General features: G+C 49.0%; 18 protein-coding genes. 11 read left to right on the top strand and 7 right to left on the bottom strand.

Features of this window, described 5'->3' with window-relative positions; translation table 11 throughout:
• The first annotated feature begins 3 nt into the window (after positions 1–3).
• A complete protein-coding gene (locus tag HZ996_05385) occupies positions 4–162 on the top strand; it encodes a hypothetical protein (protein ID QTN38605.1) in 159 nt (52 codons plus the stop codon).
• A gap of 3 nt (positions 163–165) precedes the next feature.
• Here HZ996_05385 and arsC read toward each other — a convergent pair whose 3' ends face one another.
• Complete coding sequence (gene arsC, locus HZ996_05380) at positions 166–504, bottom strand: arsenate reductase (glutaredoxin) (protein ID QTN40004.1); 339 nt, start codon at positions 502–504, stop codon at positions 166–168.
• A gap of 9 nt (positions 505–513) precedes the next feature.
• Positions 514–1,621 (bottom strand): peptide chain release factor 2 gene (gene prfB, locus HZ996_05375; protein ID QTN38604.1). Its coding sequence is split into 2 segments (ribosomal slippage): positions 514–1,557 and positions 1,559–1,621, totalling 1,107 coding nucleotides; the frame shifts between segments, so codons are not numbered across the junction.
• A 56-nt stretch (positions 1,622–1,677) separates the two neighbouring features.
• Between prfB and HZ996_05370 the strand changes: the two genes are divergently transcribed.
• The gene (locus HZ996_05370; protein ID QTN38603.1) at positions 1,678–2,262 is read left to right on the top strand and encodes an isoprenylcysteine carboxylmethyltransferase family protein; all 585 of its coding nucleotides are present in this window, start codon (positions 1,678–1,680) and stop codon (positions 2,260–2,262) included.
• On the top strand, positions 2,262–3,284 hold the full coding sequence (locus HZ996_05365; protein ID QTN38602.1) for a DegT/DnrJ/EryC1/StrS family aminotransferase: 1,023 nt from the start codon (positions 2,262–2,264) through the stop codon (positions 3,282–3,284). The genes HZ996_05370 and HZ996_05365 overlap by 1 nt, the downstream gene beginning before the upstream one ends.
• 54 nt (positions 3,285–3,338) lie before the next feature.
• On the opposite strand, the gene HZ996_05360 is transcribed toward HZ996_05365, so the two are convergent.
• The 5 genes from HZ996_05360 to HZ996_05340 form a co-directional block, all read right to left on the bottom strand.
• Entirely contained in the window at positions 3,339–4,250 is a 912-nt protein-coding gene (locus HZ996_05360) for a hypothetical protein (GenBank protein QTN38601.1), read from the bottom strand.
• 9 nt (positions 4,251–4,259) lie between these two features.
• Positions 4,260–4,736: a DUF5004 domain-containing protein gene (locus HZ996_05355; GenBank protein ID QTN38600.1), complete on the bottom strand. Its 477-nt coding sequence runs from the start codon at positions 4,734–4,736 to the stop codon at positions 4,260–4,262.
• Positions 4,737–4,747: 11 nt separating this feature from the next.
• Entirely contained in the window at positions 4,748–6,145 is a 1,398-nt protein-coding gene (locus HZ996_05350; GenBank protein ID QTN38599.1) for a RagB/SusD family nutrient uptake outer membrane protein, read from the bottom strand.
• An 11-nt stretch (positions 6,146–6,156) separates the two neighbouring features.
• Positions 6,157–9,183 carry a TonB-dependent receptor gene (locus HZ996_05345; protein ID QTN38598.1) on the bottom strand — a complete coding sequence of 1,009 codons (3,027 nt, stop codon included), beginning with the start codon at positions 9,181–9,183 and terminating at the stop codon, positions 6,157–6,159.
• Between the two features lie 75 nt (positions 9,184–9,258).
• Positions 9,259–9,966 carry an NUDIX hydrolase gene (locus HZ996_05340; GenBank protein QTN38597.1) on the bottom strand — a complete coding sequence of 236 codons (708 nt, stop codon included), beginning with the start codon at positions 9,964–9,966 and terminating at the stop codon, positions 9,259–9,261.
• 140 nt (positions 9,967–10,106) lie between these two features.
• On the opposite strand from HZ996_05340, the gene pfkA reads away from it, so the two are divergent.
• From pfkA to HZ996_05300, 8 genes are read left to right on the top strand one after another with little or no spacing between them, the layout of a single operon-like run.
• Complete coding sequence (pfkA, locus tag HZ996_05335; GenBank protein QTN38596.1) at positions 10,107–11,096, top strand: 6-phosphofructokinase; 990 nt, start codon at positions 10,107–10,109, stop codon at positions 11,094–11,096.
• Positions 11,093–12,088 carry a type I glyceraldehyde-3-phosphate dehydrogenase gene (gene gap, locus HZ996_05330; GenBank protein ID QTN38595.1) on the top strand — a complete coding sequence of 332 codons (996 nt, stop codon included), beginning with the start codon at positions 11,093–11,095 and terminating at the stop codon, positions 12,086–12,088. Before pfkA ends, gap begins: the two co-directional genes overlap by 4 nt.
• Before the next feature lie 5 nt (positions 12,089–12,093).
• A complete protein-coding gene (locus HZ996_05325; GenBank protein ID QTN38594.1) occupies positions 12,094–12,957 on the top strand; it encodes an ATPase in 864 nt (287 codons plus the stop codon).
• Positions 12,954–13,355 carry a methylglyoxal synthase gene (locus tag HZ996_05320; protein QTN38593.1) on the top strand — a complete coding sequence of 134 codons (402 nt, stop codon included), beginning with the start codon at positions 12,954–12,956 and terminating at the stop codon, positions 13,353–13,355. The genes HZ996_05325 and HZ996_05320 overlap by 4 nt, the downstream gene beginning before the upstream one ends.
• A gap of 7 nt (positions 13,356–13,362) precedes the next feature.
• Complete coding sequence (gene pgmB, locus HZ996_05315) at positions 13,363–14,007, top strand: beta-phosphoglucomutase (GenBank protein ID QTN38592.1); 645 nt, start codon at positions 13,363–13,365, stop codon at positions 14,005–14,007.
• A 22-nt stretch (positions 14,008–14,029) separates the two neighbouring features.
• Positions 14,030–16,348: a glycoside hydrolase family 65 protein gene (locus HZ996_05310; GenBank protein QTN38591.1), complete on the top strand. Its 2,319-nt coding sequence runs from the start codon at positions 14,030–14,032 to the stop codon at positions 16,346–16,348.
• A 1-nt stretch (position 16,349) separates the two neighbouring features.
• A complete protein-coding gene (locus tag HZ996_05305; protein ID QTN38590.1) occupies positions 16,350–18,686 on the top strand; it encodes an alpha-amylase in 2,337 nt (778 codons plus the stop codon).
• A complete protein-coding gene (locus HZ996_05300) occupies positions 18,687–20,114 on the top strand; it encodes an alpha-amylase (GenBank protein ID QTN38589.1) in 1,428 nt (475 codons plus the stop codon).
• The last annotated feature ends 16 nt before the right edge of the window (positions 20,115–20,130 follow it).

The following is a 20,130-nucleotide window of genomic DNA, read 5'->3' as shown; positions in this document are numbered from 1 at the left end:
ACTATGTTTATCGGATTCCTCCTGTTTTTGGCTGTTTTCTTGATGGCTTTCTGGTTGATGCTCTTCATCACCGGATTCCTCCCTTTCTGGATCGTCGGATATTTCATCGACCTGTTCAGTGACGAGGTAGAAGAAGAAGCCGACGTCGCTGCCGAGTCTTAAGACTTACAGCAGTTCTAAAACATTTTCAGGAGGTCGTCCCAGGACGGCCTTTTTTCCTTTCACCACTATTGGTCGTTCAATCAACTTGGGGTATTCTGCCATAGCGAGCAAAATCTCTTCGTCGCCTAGCTCTTTACCCTTGAACTCCTCTTTCCAGATGGCCTCTCCTTTGCGGACGAGCTCATCGGGCCGTAGGCCCAATTTGCTCAACAAATCGCGCAATTCATCCACGGTCGGCGGATCCTCCAGGTAGAGTACGATCTCGGCATTACCACCATTGTCCTCAATGATAGCCAAGGTCTCCCGGCTCTTGCGGCAACGCGGATTGTGGTAAATCTTCATGCTCATCGCCTATTCGTTTTCGTTAGTTACCCCTTTGCCTTCCTGCATCAAGTAGGCCTTAATGAAGGCCTCGAGATCACCGTTCATGACGCCCTCTACATCGCTGGTCTCGTGCTGTGTGCGGACGTCCTTAACGAGTTTATACGGATGAAAGACGTAGTTCCGGATCTGTGATCCCCACTCGATTTTCTTTTTCCCCGCCTCGATTTCGCTCTGCTTAGCGCGGCGTGCTTCTAATTCCAGTTCGTAAAGCTGAGACTTCAAAAGCTGCATGGCCTTTTCCTTGTTCCCTAACTGAGAGCGCGTCTCCGTATTCTCGATAATGATGCCCGAAGGTTTGTGGCGCAAGCGCACTCCGGTCTCTACCTTGTTTACGTTCTGCCCTCCTGCTCCTCCAGAACGGAAGGTATCCCATTCGATATCGGACTGGTTGATGTCGATTTCGATGGTGTCATCCGCAAGCGGATAGACGTACACAGAAACAAAACTGGTATGTCGTCGGGCGTTGCTGTCAAAGGGAGAAATACGCACCAATCGGTGAACGCCATTTTCGCCTTTCAAATAACCAAAGGCGAAATCCCCATCAATTTCGATGGTGGCCGTCTTCACTCCTGCCACATCGCCCTCTTGATAATTGAGTTCGGTGACTTTGAAGCCCTCTTTTTCCGCCCACATCACATACATGCGAAGGAGCATCGAGGCCCAGTCACAGCTCTCAGTTCCCCCAGCACCAGAAGTAATCTGTAGAACAGCGCTCATAGGATCTTCTTCCGCCGAAAGCATATTGCGGAACTCAAGGTCTTCTACCTTGGTCTTCAATGCTAGGTGGTTCTGGTCAATTTCTTCTTCAGAAGCTTCACCCATCTCATGAAATTCGAGCAGTACGCCCAGGTCATCTTTCATGGTTTCGATCTCCTCATAAGTCTCCACCCAGAATTTCATCTGGCGGATTTTCTTCATGACGATCTCGGCGGCCTTGGGATCATTCCAAAATTCGGGGTCGGCCGTTTTCTCTTCTTCTTCTCCGATCAGTAGTTTCTTGTGATCGACGTCAAAGATACCCCCTTAACGCGTCAACGCGTCCTACTAAGTCCTTGTACTGGTCTTGTGTAATCATGGCGCAAATTTACACAATCGGCGATGGTGAACGTTTATATTTGTAAAAAACAGAACATGTCTTTCGTACTGCTCTCATTCCTATGGATTTGCTATTTCGTGATGCACAGCGCCATGCTCGCTCCAAAGATCAAACAGAACATCCTCGGACTCACCGGGCTTCCTGAAAACCGATACCGCGTCCTGTACAACATCGTGGCGATCCTCGGTATTTTACCCCCACTCATCTATCATTGGAGTTTGCCTAAACCCACGCTGATGACCGAGCCCAACGTCCTCATTGAATACCTCGGACTTCTCCTTATGGCAGCGGCGGTCTATCTCGCCTTTAAGTGTTTTCAAGGCTACTCCCTTGGGGAGTTTATCGGCTTAGAGCAGCCCAAAAGCGCCCAAAAACTCAATACCGAAGGACTGAACGAACTGGTGCGGCACCCACTCTACTTCAGTGCTCTAGTATTCCTCTTTGGAGGATTGCTTCGCTCGCCGAGCTACGTGTACCTCGTGACCATGTTTTGGATTGTCTTGTACATCATCATTGGCGCTCAACTCGAAGAAGCGCGCTTGGTCGAAAAATTTGGCAAGGCCTATCGAGACTACCAGGACAAAGTGCCAATGTTGATTCCCTTCTATAAATTCAAGTGATGATTATAGATCTACGCAGTGATACGGTGACCCGGCCGACTCCGGGCATGATGGACGCCATGATGTCCGCTCCCGTCGGTGATGATGTCTTTGGCGAGGACCCTTCTATCAACGCTTTAGAGGAAGAAGTAGCCCATTACTTCGGTGCGGAGGCGGCCTTGTTTTGTCCCTCCGGGACGATGACCAATCAAATCGCCATTCGCGTGCATACACGTCCTGGTGACGAAGTGATTTGCCATGGGTACAGCCATATCTACAATTATGAAGGTGGCGGTATCGCTCTGAACTCAGGTGCGTCCGTGAACCTCGCTCGTGGCCCTCGGGGCCTTATGACGCCTTCGGACGTGGATGTCTTGGTTCGCAATCCACAGGACCCGCACGCGCCTTATTCGCGTCTTTTGGCCGTGGAAAACACCATGAACAAAGGTGGTGGTGCGTGCTACGAATGGGATACTCTGCTGGCCCTCGGGGCCAAAGCCGAAGAGTATGGTTTGGCCTACCATCTGGATGGTGCCCGACTATGGAACGCGCTCGTCGCAAAAGGTGATGACCCGAAAGCCTATGGTGCCCTTTTTGACACCATTTCCGTATGCCTGAGCAAAGGACTTGGCTGCCCCGTGGGCTCCGTTCTGCTAGGCAAGAAAGTACATATTGATCGCGCCTACCGTTTGCGCAAAAGCATGGGTGGCGGTATGCGTCAAGCGGGAATCTTGGCTGCCGCTGGGCAGTACGCCCTAAACCATCACATTGATCGCCTTGCCGACGACCATGCCAAGGCTCAGGCTGTGAAATCCTGCTTGGAATCGTGTTCTTGGGTACGGTCTCTAGAACCCATTGAAACCAATATTGTGATCTTTTACGTAGCGGACGGAATCGATCCCGAGGCTGTGATTCAAAAACTGGATGCTCAAGGCATTAAAATCGTTTCCATGGGTGAGGGAAAACTAAGAATCGTAATGCACTTGGACATCGATCAAGGGCAGCTCGAACACCTACTCACACAACTGCCTTCAGCCGTATAAAAAAAGCCACCGCGTTGGCGATGGCTTTATTCAGTTGATTGGACCTAGGTTTGGTTAGGGGCAAGCCAACTGGATGACGATATCAGTTGCTGTCCGGTTTTCTGAGATGGAACATCCCGCTCCAGCCGGATTGACAATAAAGTAATCCGTCATGGGTACGAATCGTACCGACATGATTTCTTTCTCAGCGGGAACCACATCTGCAAAGAATTCATCTGGAATGAGATATCGCTTATACACCCCATCACCTTCATAATCCATCAAGAGATCTGGATTTTGAGTGGTGGTGAAAAACGAACTAATCTCATACTTAGCGCTGTCCGTTGTTGTGGCCTCTGCGAACATCCAAACCTCATCAGACCCCAATGGAGAAGAGGAACAATTGGATGGATCGCGACGCGTCATACGGCTATCGCTTGTATCCTCACGAGCGTACTCGTAAATGATTTGGATTACGTCATCACTCGCCGGATTCAAAGGAAAGGCAAAACCAGGATTCTTCACCGTAATGGCCGGATCTACCGCCAACATCAAATCTTCTGTCTTACGATCTGGATCTCCATATCCTCCACCATCGAGGGGCTTCACTAGGAAATGGATGTCTTCGTCATATACGGTCGAAGCGTCCACGGCATAAAACTCCGTCGGAGTCATGGTGTAGCTGTAAATGCCCTCGGCTTCCTTGGTCATCTTCAGCGCTGGATTTGAATTCTTCCACGCCTGAGAGCCAAGCCCATTGGCCAAAGAATCATTGGCTCCCCATTCATAGGGTTTCCAAGTCCAGATATACATATCCTCGCCTCCCGCGGCGATTTCAATAATCCCCCAGTCATTCGAGGTCTCGTTCAAGTTCACAATGATCTTGATTTCTTGGTCTGGTGTGAACTCGGGTGGGTCACTTGTTACTTGACCAAAAGCCATCAATCCCGAGAACAATACTACTGCTGTAAATACTAACTTCTTCATAGCTCTATCTTATTCTCGTGTGAATGAAAAGTTATACTGAACACTTGGCGCATCACATTTTTCGCGAGGGACATTAAAGCCCATGTCGTTATCGATCTCGCGTACCATTCTAGACAATGACGCTGTAACAGTATCACCGGCGTCCGTGTAGAAAATGATGTTGCTCGGGAAACTCGGATCATCAAATGAGTAGGTCCCTTGAGTCCCTATAAAGAAATCACCGGCTCCTTCTTCAACTGTATAGGTTCCCTCTCCTCCGCTCAAGGTAACTGCTCCAAAGTCCGAAGCATAGAACGGAGTAATATCACGAGTTTCTTGCAAGGCTTCTTGCTTATCCACCATATCCACTTGGCTTAGGCGCCATTTTCCGGAGAATCCGGAAGTAGCGTCATAGCTAGGTCCAATGTCTGATGGAATATCTGGCCGGCACGATGCTACCCCTATAAAAAGGGCAACTAGGGCGGCTATGGAAAATTGTCTTTTCATCTCTATATATTTTAGCAACCTCCGGTTGGGTTCAACTCAAATTGATCCGTTTGCTCTGAAATAGGGAACTGCAAAATCATTCCGTCACAATCCCATGGAGCATTGCGCACTTCGCGCTGTTCGCCTAAGGCACCACGACGCTTAATCCACTGAATGCGCTCTCCTTCAGCAAAAAGCTCAATACGACGTTCAAATTCAATCGCCTCACGAATTTCTGAAGGTGATGAACTGGATGGAATATCATAAGCATTGGTCCCATATGCACGTCGACGTATGTCATTGACATGCCCTGCAGCAGCGGCTGGATCTGTTCCCGCAATACACTCGGCATACATAAGTTTCATACTGGTCGTATGAATCAGAGGAACACTGACAAAGTCGCGATCGAACTTACTCACCGCCACGAACTCATTGGGCGCACCATCATTCCGAATTTGGAAGAACTGCAGCACCCTTCTATCATCCGCGTTGGCAGAATAAGGATTCAAGAACGTACGATCCGTTCTCAATTCCGGATTTGGGTTATTATCACTTCTGTAGTTTCCTGTGAACGCACCTCCGCGGTTATCCACGGTATTGTTGATCGAGGTACTCACAACACGGAAAATAAATTCACTTTGAACGGAACTGGTATCTCCAAAAACGAATCGATCCAACCCAGCGGCGCTGGTGTCGAATGGAAATGCTTGAATGACTGGAGCAGCTTCTGCCGCCGCATCACCAAGGCGGTTTTGCTGAAAGTACACCTTAGCCAGTACCGCTTGAGCAGCATAGCTGGTAGCGTAGTTTCCGTTGCTTTGTGGAAGATTCTCTTTGGCGAAAATCAAATCCGGGATAATGAGGTTTTCATACACTTCGCGAACAGAGTTTCGCGCCCCAATCTCAAAATCGACGGTAGTGCGAATCATGATTCCCGCGTGACTATTGTCCGGTGTATATCCCCATGGCTGAGCAAACAATCGAACGATCTCGAAATGAGCTAGGGCACGGATAAAGCGAGCTTCAGCTTCCATTCTGGTGCGATCCGCTTCCGTCAAATCCGTGGCCAAGTCGAAATTCTCGATGACGAAGTTTGCCCGCATGGCTGCACGATACATGTTCCCGTACGTCCCTCCAATAGTCCCATTGAAGAAAAGTGTATTGAAACTGTAGATCTCGCGGTAATCGAGGTTGCTGATCGGCCGCGCGAGATTATCGCTCAGCAATTCATTAAAGGTTTGGAAGTTTCCATTGGCAAAGTCGCCAATCGAACTATATGCTCCATTGAGGAACATCTGAAGTGAATCCGTATTGACGATGGCCTCCTCAGTTGTGAGTGAACCATCGGGCTTCACGTCCAAAAACTTTTCACATGACGCTGATACCAAGATCAACGCAAGAGAACTGAATACAAGTGCTATTCTTTTCATGATCTTAGGTATTAAAATTGAACTTCAAGTCCGAAAATGAACGTCTTCTCCTGAGGAGGTGTCAAGTACGTAATGTTCGGGCTCATGTTACGGTCCGTTGGATTCTCAAAGTCACGGGCAATCTCCGGATCAACACCAGGGAATTTGGTGAAGGTCAAGATATTGGTGGCCAAAGCACTCAAACGAATGCTCTGAAGCCCCCAGCGGCGTACTTTATCCGTAGGGATGGAATATCCTAACGTCACATTTCGCAAGCGCATGTAGCTGGCGTCGTGCAACCATAAGTCGGTGTTGATCCAAGGTGTCGTAGAACCGTGGTTCGCAGGGTCTAGTGTAAGGCGTGGGTAACGCGCATCATCTCCGGGTTGCGTCCAACGATCATATACGTGACGCGTCATGTTCCAATCCGATACCATGGACAATTGACGCTTACTGGAAGAGTCGTAGATATTCCCTCCGATGGTGAATACGAAGAGGACACTCAAATCCCAGTTCTTGTAAGAGAAGCTATTGGTAATCCCACCGACGGCATCAGGGAGTACGTTTCCTACTGTCACGCGGTTGACTGGATCCCATGTATAGGTTTCGTTCCCATTGATGTCAAGGTAAACCGGCGCTCCCGTTTCCTTATCTACGTGTGAGAAGCGAACGAGGAAGTTGGTTCCAACCGGCTGTCCCACAACGGTACGCGTATCATTCGTACCTCCACTTACCGCATCTTCGCTATACCCTCCAATACTGGTAATCTCGTTATAGTTACGTGCAATATTGAAGTCCGTAGTCCATTTGAAGTCACCAACCGTATTTCTCGTGGTCACATTGAATTCAACCCCGGTGTTGTAGATACCTCCAACATTATCCCACAAGTTGGCAAAACCACTGGCTTGCGGAACTTGCACCTGCAGGAATACATCGCGCGTATCCTTGTAGTAATAACCGAGCTCTCCATGGATTCGGTCATCAAACAATCCAAACTCAATCGCCGCGTCAAAAGTGTACGAGCTTTCCCAGCGCAGGTTAGGATTTTCGATAATGGTTGGATAGTAGTACGGAGATCCGTTGTATCCATTGACATTTTTCACATTATTCGCCCGCCATTGATTTGGTGGAATCGCTGCGTTTCCTGTCAATCCATATCCTGTTTTTAGCTTCAAAAAGCTCAAGGTATTGTTGTCTCTCAACCACTCTTCCTCGGTGATAATCCAACCAAAAGAGATCGCTGGGAAATAACCGAAACGATTATTCGGGCCGAACTTAGACGAACCATCAGCACGGAAGTTTACTTGAGCAAAGTACTTGCCTGCCAAGTTGTAGTTCACGCGACCAAAGAAACTCACAAACGTGAATTCGTTCGCTGGATCGTTGAAAATGAAGTCTACTGAATCGCGCATCGCCTTATCCTCCCAGAAGGGGTCGGTGGCGTCAATCACCTCCGCATAAGAGGAGCGGCTATAAGAGCGCTGTGCCTCTGTTCCAACTAAGAAGTCCCAGTTGTGCAAGGTATTTTGACTCAGGTTGTATTGAGCAGTTAATGACCCATTGTAGTTAATGACCTCTGTTGGGATTCTCTTTGAAACCCCAGCATGGTCGCTGTTGATCAATTCCTGAGGCTCATAGATATCTTCGTTGATCTTCATGTAGTCCAAAGAGGCGGAACCTCGGAACGTCAACTTTTCAGAAGCACGGTACGTCAGAGCTGCGTTGTTAATGGTTCGGTTCTCTGTATTTCTCCACTGCTTCAAATCCTGAACGCGAACCGGATTGGTTCCTCCGATGAAATAATCACCCTCAGCATCGTAGATGGGATAGATAGGCAAAGCAGTGGACATTGCTGCACCAAGACCTCCAGACCAAGCGGCATCCACCCGGTCATTAACTCCTTGGGCAAAGCTGGTAGAAATGCTCAAGAGTAGGTCATCGGTCAGGTTCACGTCACCATTCAAACGCAAGCTCAATCTGCGGAAACGGTTACCGACGAGGAAGCTCTCATTATCATTGTATGAGAGTCCCGCGTAAAAATTGTATTTCTCTGCTCCCTTGGAGACTGAGAAGTCATGATTCTGCTTGAAGCCTGTGGCAACGGTTTGGTCCACCCAATCGGTTCCTTCAAACGCCTGAGCTTCCTCCCAGCTTACACCGCCAGGAAGTACAGGTGTTCCGATGTTTCCATCATTGACCCAAGCCTCTTCATACATTTGAAGGTACTCTTCCTTATTTAACATCTCAGGCAAGGCCGTTGGATTCGAAGTTCCTAAGCGCGCACTGTAGCTAAAGTGCAAACCGCTCTTTTTACCACGCTTGGTTGTAATCAGAATAACCCCGTTCGAACCACGAGATCCATAGATACCAGTCGCTGCCGCGTCCTTGAGGATCTCAACAGACTCAATATCGTTGGGATTCAGCGTAGCGAGTGGATTGTTGTTCATCGCTCCCGAATTCCCTTTGATAAAGTAATCCTGGGTGATGGGGATTCCATCGACTACATAAAGTGGGTCACCACCTGCAGAGATTGAAGCAACTCCGCGAATTCGCACAAGTGATCCTGACCCTGCCAAACCGGAACCGGTGATGACTTGGACCCCAGGAGCTTTTCCTTGGATTGCAGTTTCAAAAGAAGGTGTTGGCATGTCGTTCAGTTCTTGCGAACCAAGTTTGACTACCGAGCTAGTAAGCTCTCGTTTTCGCTGAACACCGTACCCAACCACTACAACCTCATCGAGATCCGTGGCTTCAGGGTCCATGGTCAAATCGACCACGGTATTCTCACCTGCTTTTACTGTTACTGTTCTCGTTGCAGTGGCATATCCAATAAACGAGAATTCGAGGGTCACCTCACCGGGTTCAAGCCCGGAAATGGTGTACCGACCGTCAAAATCTGTCGCAGTACCGTTCGATGTACCCTTAACCAAAACCGAGACCTGCGGTAGTGGCAAATTGGTTTCATCGATTACGGTTCCTGAAATGCTCTGTCCGTTGACGGTAAATCCGAGACAGAGCCCGAGAAAGAGCGTCAAGACGCCCGTGTAGAACTTCCTCATAATAGACCCATGTTTATCCGTAATGATTTCAAATGTACAAAAAAGACGTAAAGTGTATTTAATACACTTAGACGTTTATCCTTCCTCGACCAGTTCTTCCTGATTGAGTGCAAAGAGCTGCGCTGGCTTGTGTAGAACGCCTTGTTGTTTCTCTTCAAGAGGAACAACCCACTTCTCTTTAAGAACCTTTTTTCTGAAGTTTCGCTTGTCGAGTTTCTTCTCCAGAATTATTTCGTGCAATGCTTGGAATTGGGATAGCGTAAACTTCTCTGGCAAAAGCTCCAAGCCAATTTTTTGGTGGGTAAAATCCTCCTTTAACCGCGCCAATGCAGCGTCAAAAATAGCATCGTGATCGAAGGCCAGTGAAGGAACTTCATGGACTTCTTTCCAGAATACTTCCTCCGCAAAGGAAGATGCGGCAGGGCTGAAGTCCTCCATGCGAACGAGGGCTAAGTACCCCACAGTAATGACCCGTGCTTGAGGATTCTGACGATAGGACTGCAGCCAGTCTAAATCCTTGATATTACTTACACGATTGGGATCTCCGAAAGCGTGAAACTGCCTCAGAAAAATCCCCTCTAATAAGGTTAATTCCTTTAATACGCGATTCGCCGCGTCATTTAGACTTTCATCTTGTAGCACCAAATCTCCGGGCAATGCATATTGTGAATGCATGCCCTCCTTGAGCTCTTTTTGCTTAATCAACAATACGTTTAGTTGCGTATTGTCAAATCCGAACACTACGCAATCCACAGATACGTTCGGATTAACTCCTTGACCCATTCCCCCGATAATTAAGTGTAGTAGAAGGTTTTAAGTCTCAAATGCTTCCATTCGAGACCGAAAAAGTATACAAATTCAAGTAAAGGGCCAAAATAAGTGTAAATTTTACACTATGTTTGTTTTTGACTTCAAGAAAGAAAATGAGTTCGAAAAAGATCAAAACCATTGGCGTACTTACTTCCGGTGGGGATGCACCTGGAATGAATGCGGCGATTCGCGCCGTGACGCGTGCGGCACTTTTTTATAACAAGAGAGTCTACGGCATCTACCGAGGGTATGACGGTTTGATTCAAGGGGATTTTGAAGAGCTTGAATCGAAGAGCGTCAAGCACATCCTTTCCAAAGGAGGGACTTTCTTAAAATCTGCTCGATCAAAAGAGTTTCGCACAGAGGAAGGCCGTGCTAAAGCAGCTGAACAACTTAAGAAACACGAAGTAGACGCACTCGTAGTGATTGGAGGTGACGGGTCCTTCACTGGTGCAATGCATTTGAGTGAAGAACACGAGATTCCCATTGTCGGTGTTCCGGGCACAATCGACAACGACCTATATGGTACGGATTACACTATTGGCTATGATACCGCAACGAACACGGTGGTCGAAGCCATTGACAAGATTCGCGATACAGCGAGTTCGCACAACAGACTGTTCTTTGTAGAGGTGATGGGTCGCGATACAGGCTTCATTGCTTTGCAAACAGCATTGGCGACCGGAGCACTTTCGGTCATATTACCTGAACGAAATACACAATGGGAGCAGCTTGTTGAAGACATTAAAAAAGGTGAGGCCGCTCGCAAGACAAGCAACATCATCATTGTTGCAGAAGGCAACCACTTAGGTGATCCCTACGAACTTAAAAAGCGAGCTGAAGCAGAGCTCCCACAAACAGAAGCGAAAGTGACCATATTGGGTCACCTACAACGTGGAGGAGCCCCGAGCTGCTTTGACCGAGTCATTGCAAGTCGATTGGGCGTTGAAGCGGTCGAAGCACTTCTAAACGGAAAGTCAAATATCATGGTTGGATTATTGGACGACAATTTGACCCATACCTTCTTTTTACAAGCGATTAAAAATCAAGCACAAATAGATCAGGATCTACTCCGGATCTCCAAAATCCTTAACACACAATGAAAACTAAAGTAGCCATTAACGGATTCGGCCGAATTGGCCGATTGAGCTTCCGCAACCTCGTTAAGAACGATGCGTTGGAAGTTGTAGCGATCAATGATCTTACTGATCCCGCTACCTTGGCTCATTTGTTGAAATACGATTCTATTCACGGCCGTTTCGACGGAGAAGTGAGCCAAGAGGGTGACGTGATCACTGTGAATGGACAAGCGATCAAAATTTACAGCGAGCGCAATCCTGCGGATTTGCCATGGGGAGATCTCGGTGTAGAGATCGTTCTTGAATCTACTGGCGTTTTTCGCGATGCTGAAAAAATGGGATTGCACCTCCAGGCTGGTGCAAAGAAGGTAGTACTTAGTGCTCCAGCAAAAGGTGATGTGAAAACCGTTGTTCTCGGCGTAAATGACGATGTATTGACATCGGATGACACACTCGTGTCCAACGCTAGTTGTACCACCAACTGCCTTGCTCCAGTAGCTAAAGTATTACACGAGGAATTCGGCATTCAAAAAGGATTCATGACGACGGTACACGCGTACACGGCGGATCAGAATCTTCAGGATGCTCCTCACGGTGATTTGAGAAGAGCACGTGCCGCAGCCTTGAGTGTAATTCCAACCAGTACAGGGGCAGCAGCAGCTGTTGGTAAGGTATTGCCTGAATTGAACGGCAAATTGGACGGAATGGCTATGCGCGTTCCAACGCCGACCGGTTCAGCAACCGACTTAACGGTTGTTCTGGATCGCGATGTCACCAAAGAAGAAGTTAATGCAGCCATGAAGGCCGCAGCTGAAGGGCCTATGAAAGGAATCCTTCAATACACGGAAGACCCGATTGTATCCGCCGATATTATTGGAAATCCGTACAGCAGTATTTTTGATGCAGAGTTGACCTCAGCCAGTGGAAACCTGGTAAAAATCGTAAGTTGGTACGACAATGAAGCCGGTTATTCGGCTCGTGCCGTTGATTTGATGGTCCGCTTGGCCAATATGTAAGTAGTATGATCCTGATCGCAGAAAGTGGTTCTACCAAATGCGATTGGGTGTTGTTGAACCGAGATGGAAGTGAAGCCGATCGATTCTCTACGATGGGCTTCAACCCGTATTTCCACAGCGCCCGATTCGTCGCTGAGCATTTGCGCAATTTACAGCGCGTGCAAAAGCTCCGAAAGGATGTCGAGATGATATTCTTTTACGGAGCCGGATGCTCTACCGAACCGCTCAAACAAGAAATTAAACGAGGCCTAGAACAGGTCTTTGTACACGCAGAGATCGAAGTCGATCACGACTTGGTTGCCGCTGCCTATTCCACCTATAATGGGGAACCAGAAATCGCCTGTATCATTGGTACGGGTTCGAACTCCTGCTATTTTGACGGGCACTCTTTACGGGAAGAGGTTCCGGCATTGGCCTTTATCTTAGGTGATGAAGCGAGTGGTTCCTATCTGGGGAAAAAATTGTTGAGTGCCTTTCTCTACAAACAGCTACCCAAGAGTATTGAAGAGGACTTCTTGGCCACTTATCATACAGATAAGGACGAAATCATTGACAACGTATATAATCAACCCAACGCCAACGTATACTTGGCCGGTTTTGCTCGATTTGTCAGTAAGCACAAGGAGGATCCCTTTTTCGAAAAAATCATCTATGAGGGCTTTTTGCTCTTCTTGCGCATGCATGTCCTCTGTTTCCCTGAATCCAAGAACACGACGGTCAACTTTGTGGGGTCCGTTGCCTATCACATGGAATCCCTCCTTCGTCGGGCGTGTAAGGATTTAGACATCAAATACGGTAGAGTAATCAAGAAGCCCGTGGACGGTTTGGTAGCCTATCATTTGAAGCACAAAATTCAACTCGAAGCATGATTAAGAATATCGTCATCTTGGCCCACAATGCCATGAAGCCGACTATGGCCGAGTTCATTAAAGAACGTGAAGAGTGGTTGTGGGGAAAACGTTTGGTCGCTACCGGACGTTCAGCAGAGTTCCTGGAAAAGAACGAATTCAAAGTTCCCATTGTACACCTGAGCCCTGGTCAAAGCGGCGGATATTCGGAGATCAATGACATGATCTCGAAAGGTGAGGTAACACTCGTCTTGTTCTTCGTGGATCCGGACGTGAAAGAGCGTCACCATCCGGATATCGAAGCCTTAATTGAAATATGTATTCGTCAAAATGTTCCCTTAGCCACCAATACGGCTACGGCTGAATTGATGATCCTGGGTCATATTCGCAAAGAAATGGCCGAACGGATGAAACACTGATCATCCCATGCCTATTAAAGCCTTCCTTTTTGATTTAGACGGGGTCATTGTCGATACGGCGAAGTATCATTTCATCGCGTGGAAAAGACTCGCCAACGAGTTGGGGGTGGATTTTACCGAAGAGGAAAATGAACAGCTCAAAGGAGTGAGCCGTCGCGGAAGTATTGAGAAGATCATGGAATGGGGGAATATTCAATTGAGCGAAGAAGAAATCGAGCACTGGATGAAGGTGAAAAACGATTGGTACCTTGAACTGATCGCTCACATGAACCCTAATGAAACTCTTGCTGGAGCCAAAGAATGTCTCGAACAAGCTCAGGCACACGGAATTAAAATTGCCCTGGGATCTGCATCGAAGAATGCACCTATGATATTGAGGCAATGCGAACTAGAAGATTTTTTTGAAGCCGTTATTGACGGAACCAAGGTTACACACTCCAAACCGCACCCTGAAGTATTTCTGAAAGGTGCTGCGGCGCTTGGCGTAGCGCCAGAAGAATGTGTCGTCTTTGAGGATTCCAAAGCGGGTATTGAAGCGGCCATCGCAGGGGGAATGCGTACGGTGGCCATTGGAACTCCGGAAATTCTTCCCGGCGCAGAGGTCTACGTCGAAGGACTCCATGAATTCAATACGGCAACATACCTAAGTTAAAACCTACTCTACACTACTACCTATGCAAGCGAAATACCTAGAGGTCGATGAATGGCGCATCATCGAGCGTCACTGGGACCCCGAAAATCATCCAAAATCAGAGAGCATCTTTTCGATCGGAAACGGCCGCATGGGTCAGCGGGCCAATTTCGAGGAGCAGTATAGCGGAAAGAGTTTGCGCGGTTCCTACATCGCCGGAGTCTACTATCCAGATAAAACGAAAGTGGGCTGGTGGAAAAATGGTTATCCCGAATACTTCGCGAAGGTCCTCAACAGCGTGAACTGGATTGGCTTGGATGTTGAAGTCAACGGCCAAATGCTCGATTTAGCAAAGGTCGAAGTCGATTCTTTCTACCGTGAATTGAACATGCAAGAGGGCTACCTGCTGCGCTCCTTTGAAGTCACCTTCCCAGGTGGTGAGCGGATTGGCGTTCAGGCTCAGCGATTGTACAGCATGAAGCGCGACGAAATTGGTGCTTTGAGCTACAGCATTACCCCTTTGAATTTCGATGGTGAGATTACCCTCCTCCCCTACTTGGACTTCGACGTAGAAAACGAAGACACCAACTGGGAAGAGAAGTTCTGGGATGGCGTTAACCAAGCCACCCAAAAAGCGGCAGCCCATGTAACGGCCAAAACCAAGAAGTTGGATTTCCACGTATGTGCAGCTATGCGTTATGAAGTGTTGCGCGATGGAGTGGCCGAACCGGCCGAAGAGACCAGCGAGGAGCGCAATATGTTTGTAGGGAACCGGATGAAGGTATCGGCCCGTGAGGGCCAGAGCATCACGCTCCAAAAGTATGTGGGGATTCTGAGCTCCATGAATCACGCGAAAGAAGACTTGGTCACTAAGGCCAGCGAGCGTGCACAAGAGGGTCGTGAAGCTGGATTTACGCAGTTATTGCAGGAGCAAAAGGAGGCCTGGGCGGCCCGATGGAACAATGGGGACATTGTCATTGAGGGCGATGCCGAAGCACAACAGGGCATTCGCTTTAATATCTTCCATATGCATCAGACGTATACGGGGGAGGATGAGCGCTTGAACATCGGCCCGAAGGGCTTTACTGGAGAAAAATACGGGGGATCGACCTACTGGGATACGGAGGCTTATTGCCTTCCTTTCTACTTGGCGACAGCCGAACCGCACGTGGCCCGAAACCTTTTGGTGTATCGTCACAAGCACCTGCAAAAGGCCATTGAAAATGCTGCGAAACTCGGTTTTACTAATGGAGCGGCCTTATACCCAATGGTAACCATGAACGGTGAAGAATGCCACAATGAGTGGGAAATCACCTTTGAAGAAATTCACCGGAATGGGGCCATCGCCTATGCGATTTACAACTACGTTCAACACACCCAGGACTACGCCTACTTGGGCGAATTTGGTCTGGATGTGCTGATTGGTATTGCCCGATTCTGGAGTCAACGCGTGCACTGGAGCGAACACAAGCAGCAGTTCGTCATGCATGGGGTCACCGGGCCGAACGAGTACGAGAACAACATCAACAACAACTTCTATACGAACTACATCGCCACCTGGTGTTTGCGCTATGCAGGCGAAGCGATGGATCACGTTCGGGAGAATGATGCCGACCGATGGAGCGCAATCGCAGCCGATCTGAACTGGTCGGAGGACGAGCGCACGCGCTGGAACGAGATCATCGAGAAGATGTACTATCCGGAAGATGCCGATCGTGGCGTTTACTTGCAGCAAGAAGGATTCTTGGACAAAGAACTCCGCAGAGCGGATTCACTAGCGGACAGCGAACGCCCCATCAACCAGCATTGGAGCTGGGACCGCATTCTCCGCTCCTGCTTCATCAAGCAGGCGGATGTGTTGCAGGGACTGTACTTCTTCGGTCATGAATTCGACCGGGAGACCCTGCGTCGGAACTTCGATTTCTACGAGCCGATGACGGTTCACGAATCCAGTCTATCACCTTGTATTCACGTGGTGCTCGCGGCACAACTCGACTATGAGGAAAAGGCCTTGGAGATGTATCACCGAACCTCGCGCCTAGACCTCGACGATTACAATCGCGAAGTCCATGAGGGGCTGCACATCACCAGTATGGCAGGAACGTGGATCAGTGTGGTTCAAGGTTTTGGTGGCATGAGCGTGCACGGCGGAGCCCTGCACTTTGACCCCTATTTGCCTTCTGAATGGAAGGGCTTGAACTTCCGGATTACCTGGAGAGGGACCCACTTGGCGGTGAACATTACTCCGGAAGAAATGGAGATCACGAATGAAGGTTCTGTACCAGCTGAATTTAACCTCCTCGGAGAACACCACTCGCTTCAACCCGGAGCAGCGGCTGTGACGGGGGCGTCAAAAGCTTAAGATGATGAAGAATTTTGCCATTGCATTGGCCGGAGTATTACTCGCAACGGCCTGTAGTCGTGGACCAGCTACTAAGCTCCATCAAGGCCCTGAGATGATAGGTCTGGCCGGTCCCTTAGTGTTGACCAAAGACAACCCTGATTTCTACCCTGGGGACTACATCGTCGATACCCTAAGTCTGGATCGCCTAGAGTTCGAGCACATGGAAGTTGCGCGCGACAAGGCCTTCCAATTGTACCCGGAGTCATCGAAGGATCAATACGGATGGGTGGAATTGCACGCCATGAATGGTGACTCCTATGATGTCCCCGTATTCTTTGCTCCTATTGAACCCATCAATTTTGAGTATCGAGGGGCTGCCGATTCCGTTTTCATTTTTGGAACCTTCAATGCGTGGAACCGGGGAGCGGATAAGATGGCGGATCAAGGCAATCTTTTCCGCACGACTTTGGAACTTGCCCCCGACACGTATCAATTCAAATACTACGTCTGGAAGAACGGCACTGCGACCGAAGTGGTGGACGTGTCCATGGACAGCATCTCCAATGGCATGGGAGGGTTCAATTCCAACCTAGTGGTCCCGCATTCAGGCGAAGGTCCTGCCATGCTCGAGCCCAAGCTGGCCGATCAGCGGACCATTGAGCTCGAAGGACTCGCGGACGATCAGCACGTTTTGGCCTACTGGCAAAACCAGCGACTAGAACTGGATAGTCTATCCTCAGGCCATTACCGAATCAATATTCCCGAAATTGACGAGAGCTCGAGCTATGCCGAAGGGCGCAGTCACCTTCGTGTCTTCAGCGTTCGGAACTTTCAGCGCTCCAACGACCTCTTGATTCCCTTGGACGCCGGAAATATTATTACCGACGTTGACGCGCTCGACCGTTCCGACTGGCAGACCGCACGCATGTACTTCATGATGGTGGACCGTTTCAAAAATGGCAAAACCGAGAACGACAGCGCCGTGGATGACCCGGATATCAAACCGATTGCCAACTACTACGGGGGCGATATCCCGGGGATCACGCAAGTCGTTGAATCCGGGTTCTTCGACGAATTGCACATGAACACGGTTTGGATCTCTCCCATCGTTCAGAACCCTTGGGATGCCTGGGGTCTTTGGGACAAAGGAGGTGTCACCTCGAAGTTTAGCGGCTACCACGGGTATTGGCCCATCTCGAATGTCCGTCCAGACGTTCGCTTTGGAACGCCGGAAGAAGTTCGCTCCTTGCTCGATGCCTCTCACGATCGAGGCTTCAATGTATTGACCGATTACGTAGCCAACCACGTCCACCAGCTGCACCCGATCTTTATCGATCACCCGGATTGGGCTACGCCGCTGTACTTGCCGGATGGCACGCTCAACACCGAGCGATGGGACGATCAGCGCCTGACCACGTGGTTTGACACCTTCATGCCCACCTTAGAACTCCGAAACCCGGAAGTCGTCAATGTCATGACAGACTCGGCTATGGTTTGGGTTGCCGATTACGATTTTGACGGGTTCCGCCATGATGCCACAAAGCATATTGACGAATTGTATTGGCGGACCTTGACACGGAAGATTAAAGAAGCCAAACTCGATCGTCGCATTTACCAGATCGGTGAAACCTACGGCTCCCCCGAGCTGATCAACAGCTATGTGAGCAACGGGATGCTCGACGCTCAATTTGACTTCAATGTGTACGACGCTGCGGTGAGCGCCTTCGTGAATGAGGACGCCAGTTCTGTAGAGAACTTGGTGACAACCCTGAAGCAAAGCTGGAACACCTACGGTTACCACAACCTGATGGGCTACATTTCCGGGAATCAGGACCGCAGTCGATTTATTACCCTCGCCTCTGGTGACGTTCGAATGGACGAAGATCAGAAGCTCGCGGGTTGGACACGAGACATTCCGAAGCCTCAACCAACGGCCTATCGCCAGCTGGCTACGCTGCATGCGCTTAACTTCGCCATTCCCGGTATTCCGGTCATTTACTACGGTGATGAGTACGGCATGTGGGGCGCCAACGATCCCGACAACCGGAAAATGATGAAGTTCACAGGTTATGATGCGGATGAGGCAGCCCTACGGGCCGATGTAGAAGCCCTCGCAGCAGCTCGAACTCGCGAGATGGCACTGCTCTACGGAGAAACAGAGATCGAGATCGACGGTGAAAGCGTCATTCACATTACGCGAACCTATCTCGGGGATAAAATCCAGATTTGGATCAATCCAGGGTCTGCGCCAGTTCCATGCGATGCCTCTTCCGAGGGCATTCTAGCAGGCCACCTCGTGGAAGGTGATGATGGAAACGTATTAGAAGCACACAGTTTTGTCTATATCAAAGAATAAATGATGAAGAAATTATTGGTATTTATTTGGGCCGGAATTGCTTTGAGCTGTGCCGGACCTCAACAAGAAGAGTCAGCTATGGAAGCACAATCCGAAGCTCCAGAAGCCATGGAGAGCCGTCATCCGGAATGGGTTGCTTCGGCTACCATTTACGAAGTCAACATTCGCCAATACACGCCTGAAGGGACCATCAATGCCTTTGCTGAACACCTACCGCGATTGCAAGAATTAGGCGTTGACATCCTTTGGATCATGCCCGTTCAACCCATCGGCGAAAAAAACCGAAAAGGTCCATTGGGTAGCTACTACTCCATTCAAGACTACACCGCCATTAATCCGAGTTTCGGGACGATGGACGATTTTAAAGCGATGGTCTCCCAAGCCCACGAATTGGGCTTCAAGGTCATCCTAGATTGGGTGACCAACCACACCTCATTCGACCACGGCTGGACCGTCGATCATCCCGACTTCTACACCTATGATGAAGACGGCAATATCAACGTCGCCAAAGACAACGAAGGGTTCTTGACCGACTGGACCGATGTTGCAGACTTGAACTTTGACAACCGAGATCTTTGGTCCGCCATGGCTGGCGAAATGCGCTTCTGGGTGGATTCAACCGACATCGACGGCTTCCGTTGTGACGTCGCTGGATTTGTGCCCATTGAATACTGGAATTTCTTGACAGAAGAACGTGCGACATGGGGGAAAGAGTTGTTCATGCTGGCAGAATGGGCAGAGCCAACCGACATGCAGAACTTCAACATGAACTACGGTTGGGACGTGCACCACATGACCAATGAAGTGGCCCAAGGACATAAATCGCCAAGTGATATTGAAGCACTTCGAAGCGTCATCGACAGCAACTACACCCGTGATGATATTCGCATGTACTTTACGACCAATCACGATGAGAATTCGTGGAACGGAACGGTCTTCGAACGTTATGGAAAAGCACATTTCCAATGGTTCGCCTTCTGTATGACTTTTGATCGAGGCATGCCCTTGATCTACAGCGGACAGGAAGTCGGTTTGAACCGCAGATTAGTTTTCTTCGACAAAGATGAAATCGATTGGACGGTGGAGACGGATTCGCTAACGGGCTGGAATTACAAGGACTTCTACACCACCATGATGGATATCTACCACAAAACGCCGGCCTTATACAATGGAGCCTATGGAGGTGACTTCACTCCGCTCATCGTCAATGACGAGGAAGGAACTTACGCCTACAGAAGACAATTAGGCGAAAGCTCAGTTACCATGCTTTTCAATTTCGGTGATGAGGCCATTCAAAAAAGCGTTGAATCATTGGAATTAGACAGCGTTTATTGGGTATTCGACGGGCAAGATGAAGTGTGCTGGGATGCAGACAAAGCAGAAGATATCGTAGTCCTAGGCAAGCAGTTCATGATGTTCCGCAAATAATACTCAAGGCTAAACT

The organism is Cryomorphaceae bacterium (genome assembly GCA_017798125.1).
Lineage (GTDB): Bacteria > Bacteroidota > Bacteroidia > Flavobacteriales > ECT2AJA-044 > ECT2AJA-044.
This window is presented reverse-complemented; position numbering and strand designations above follow the sequence as displayed.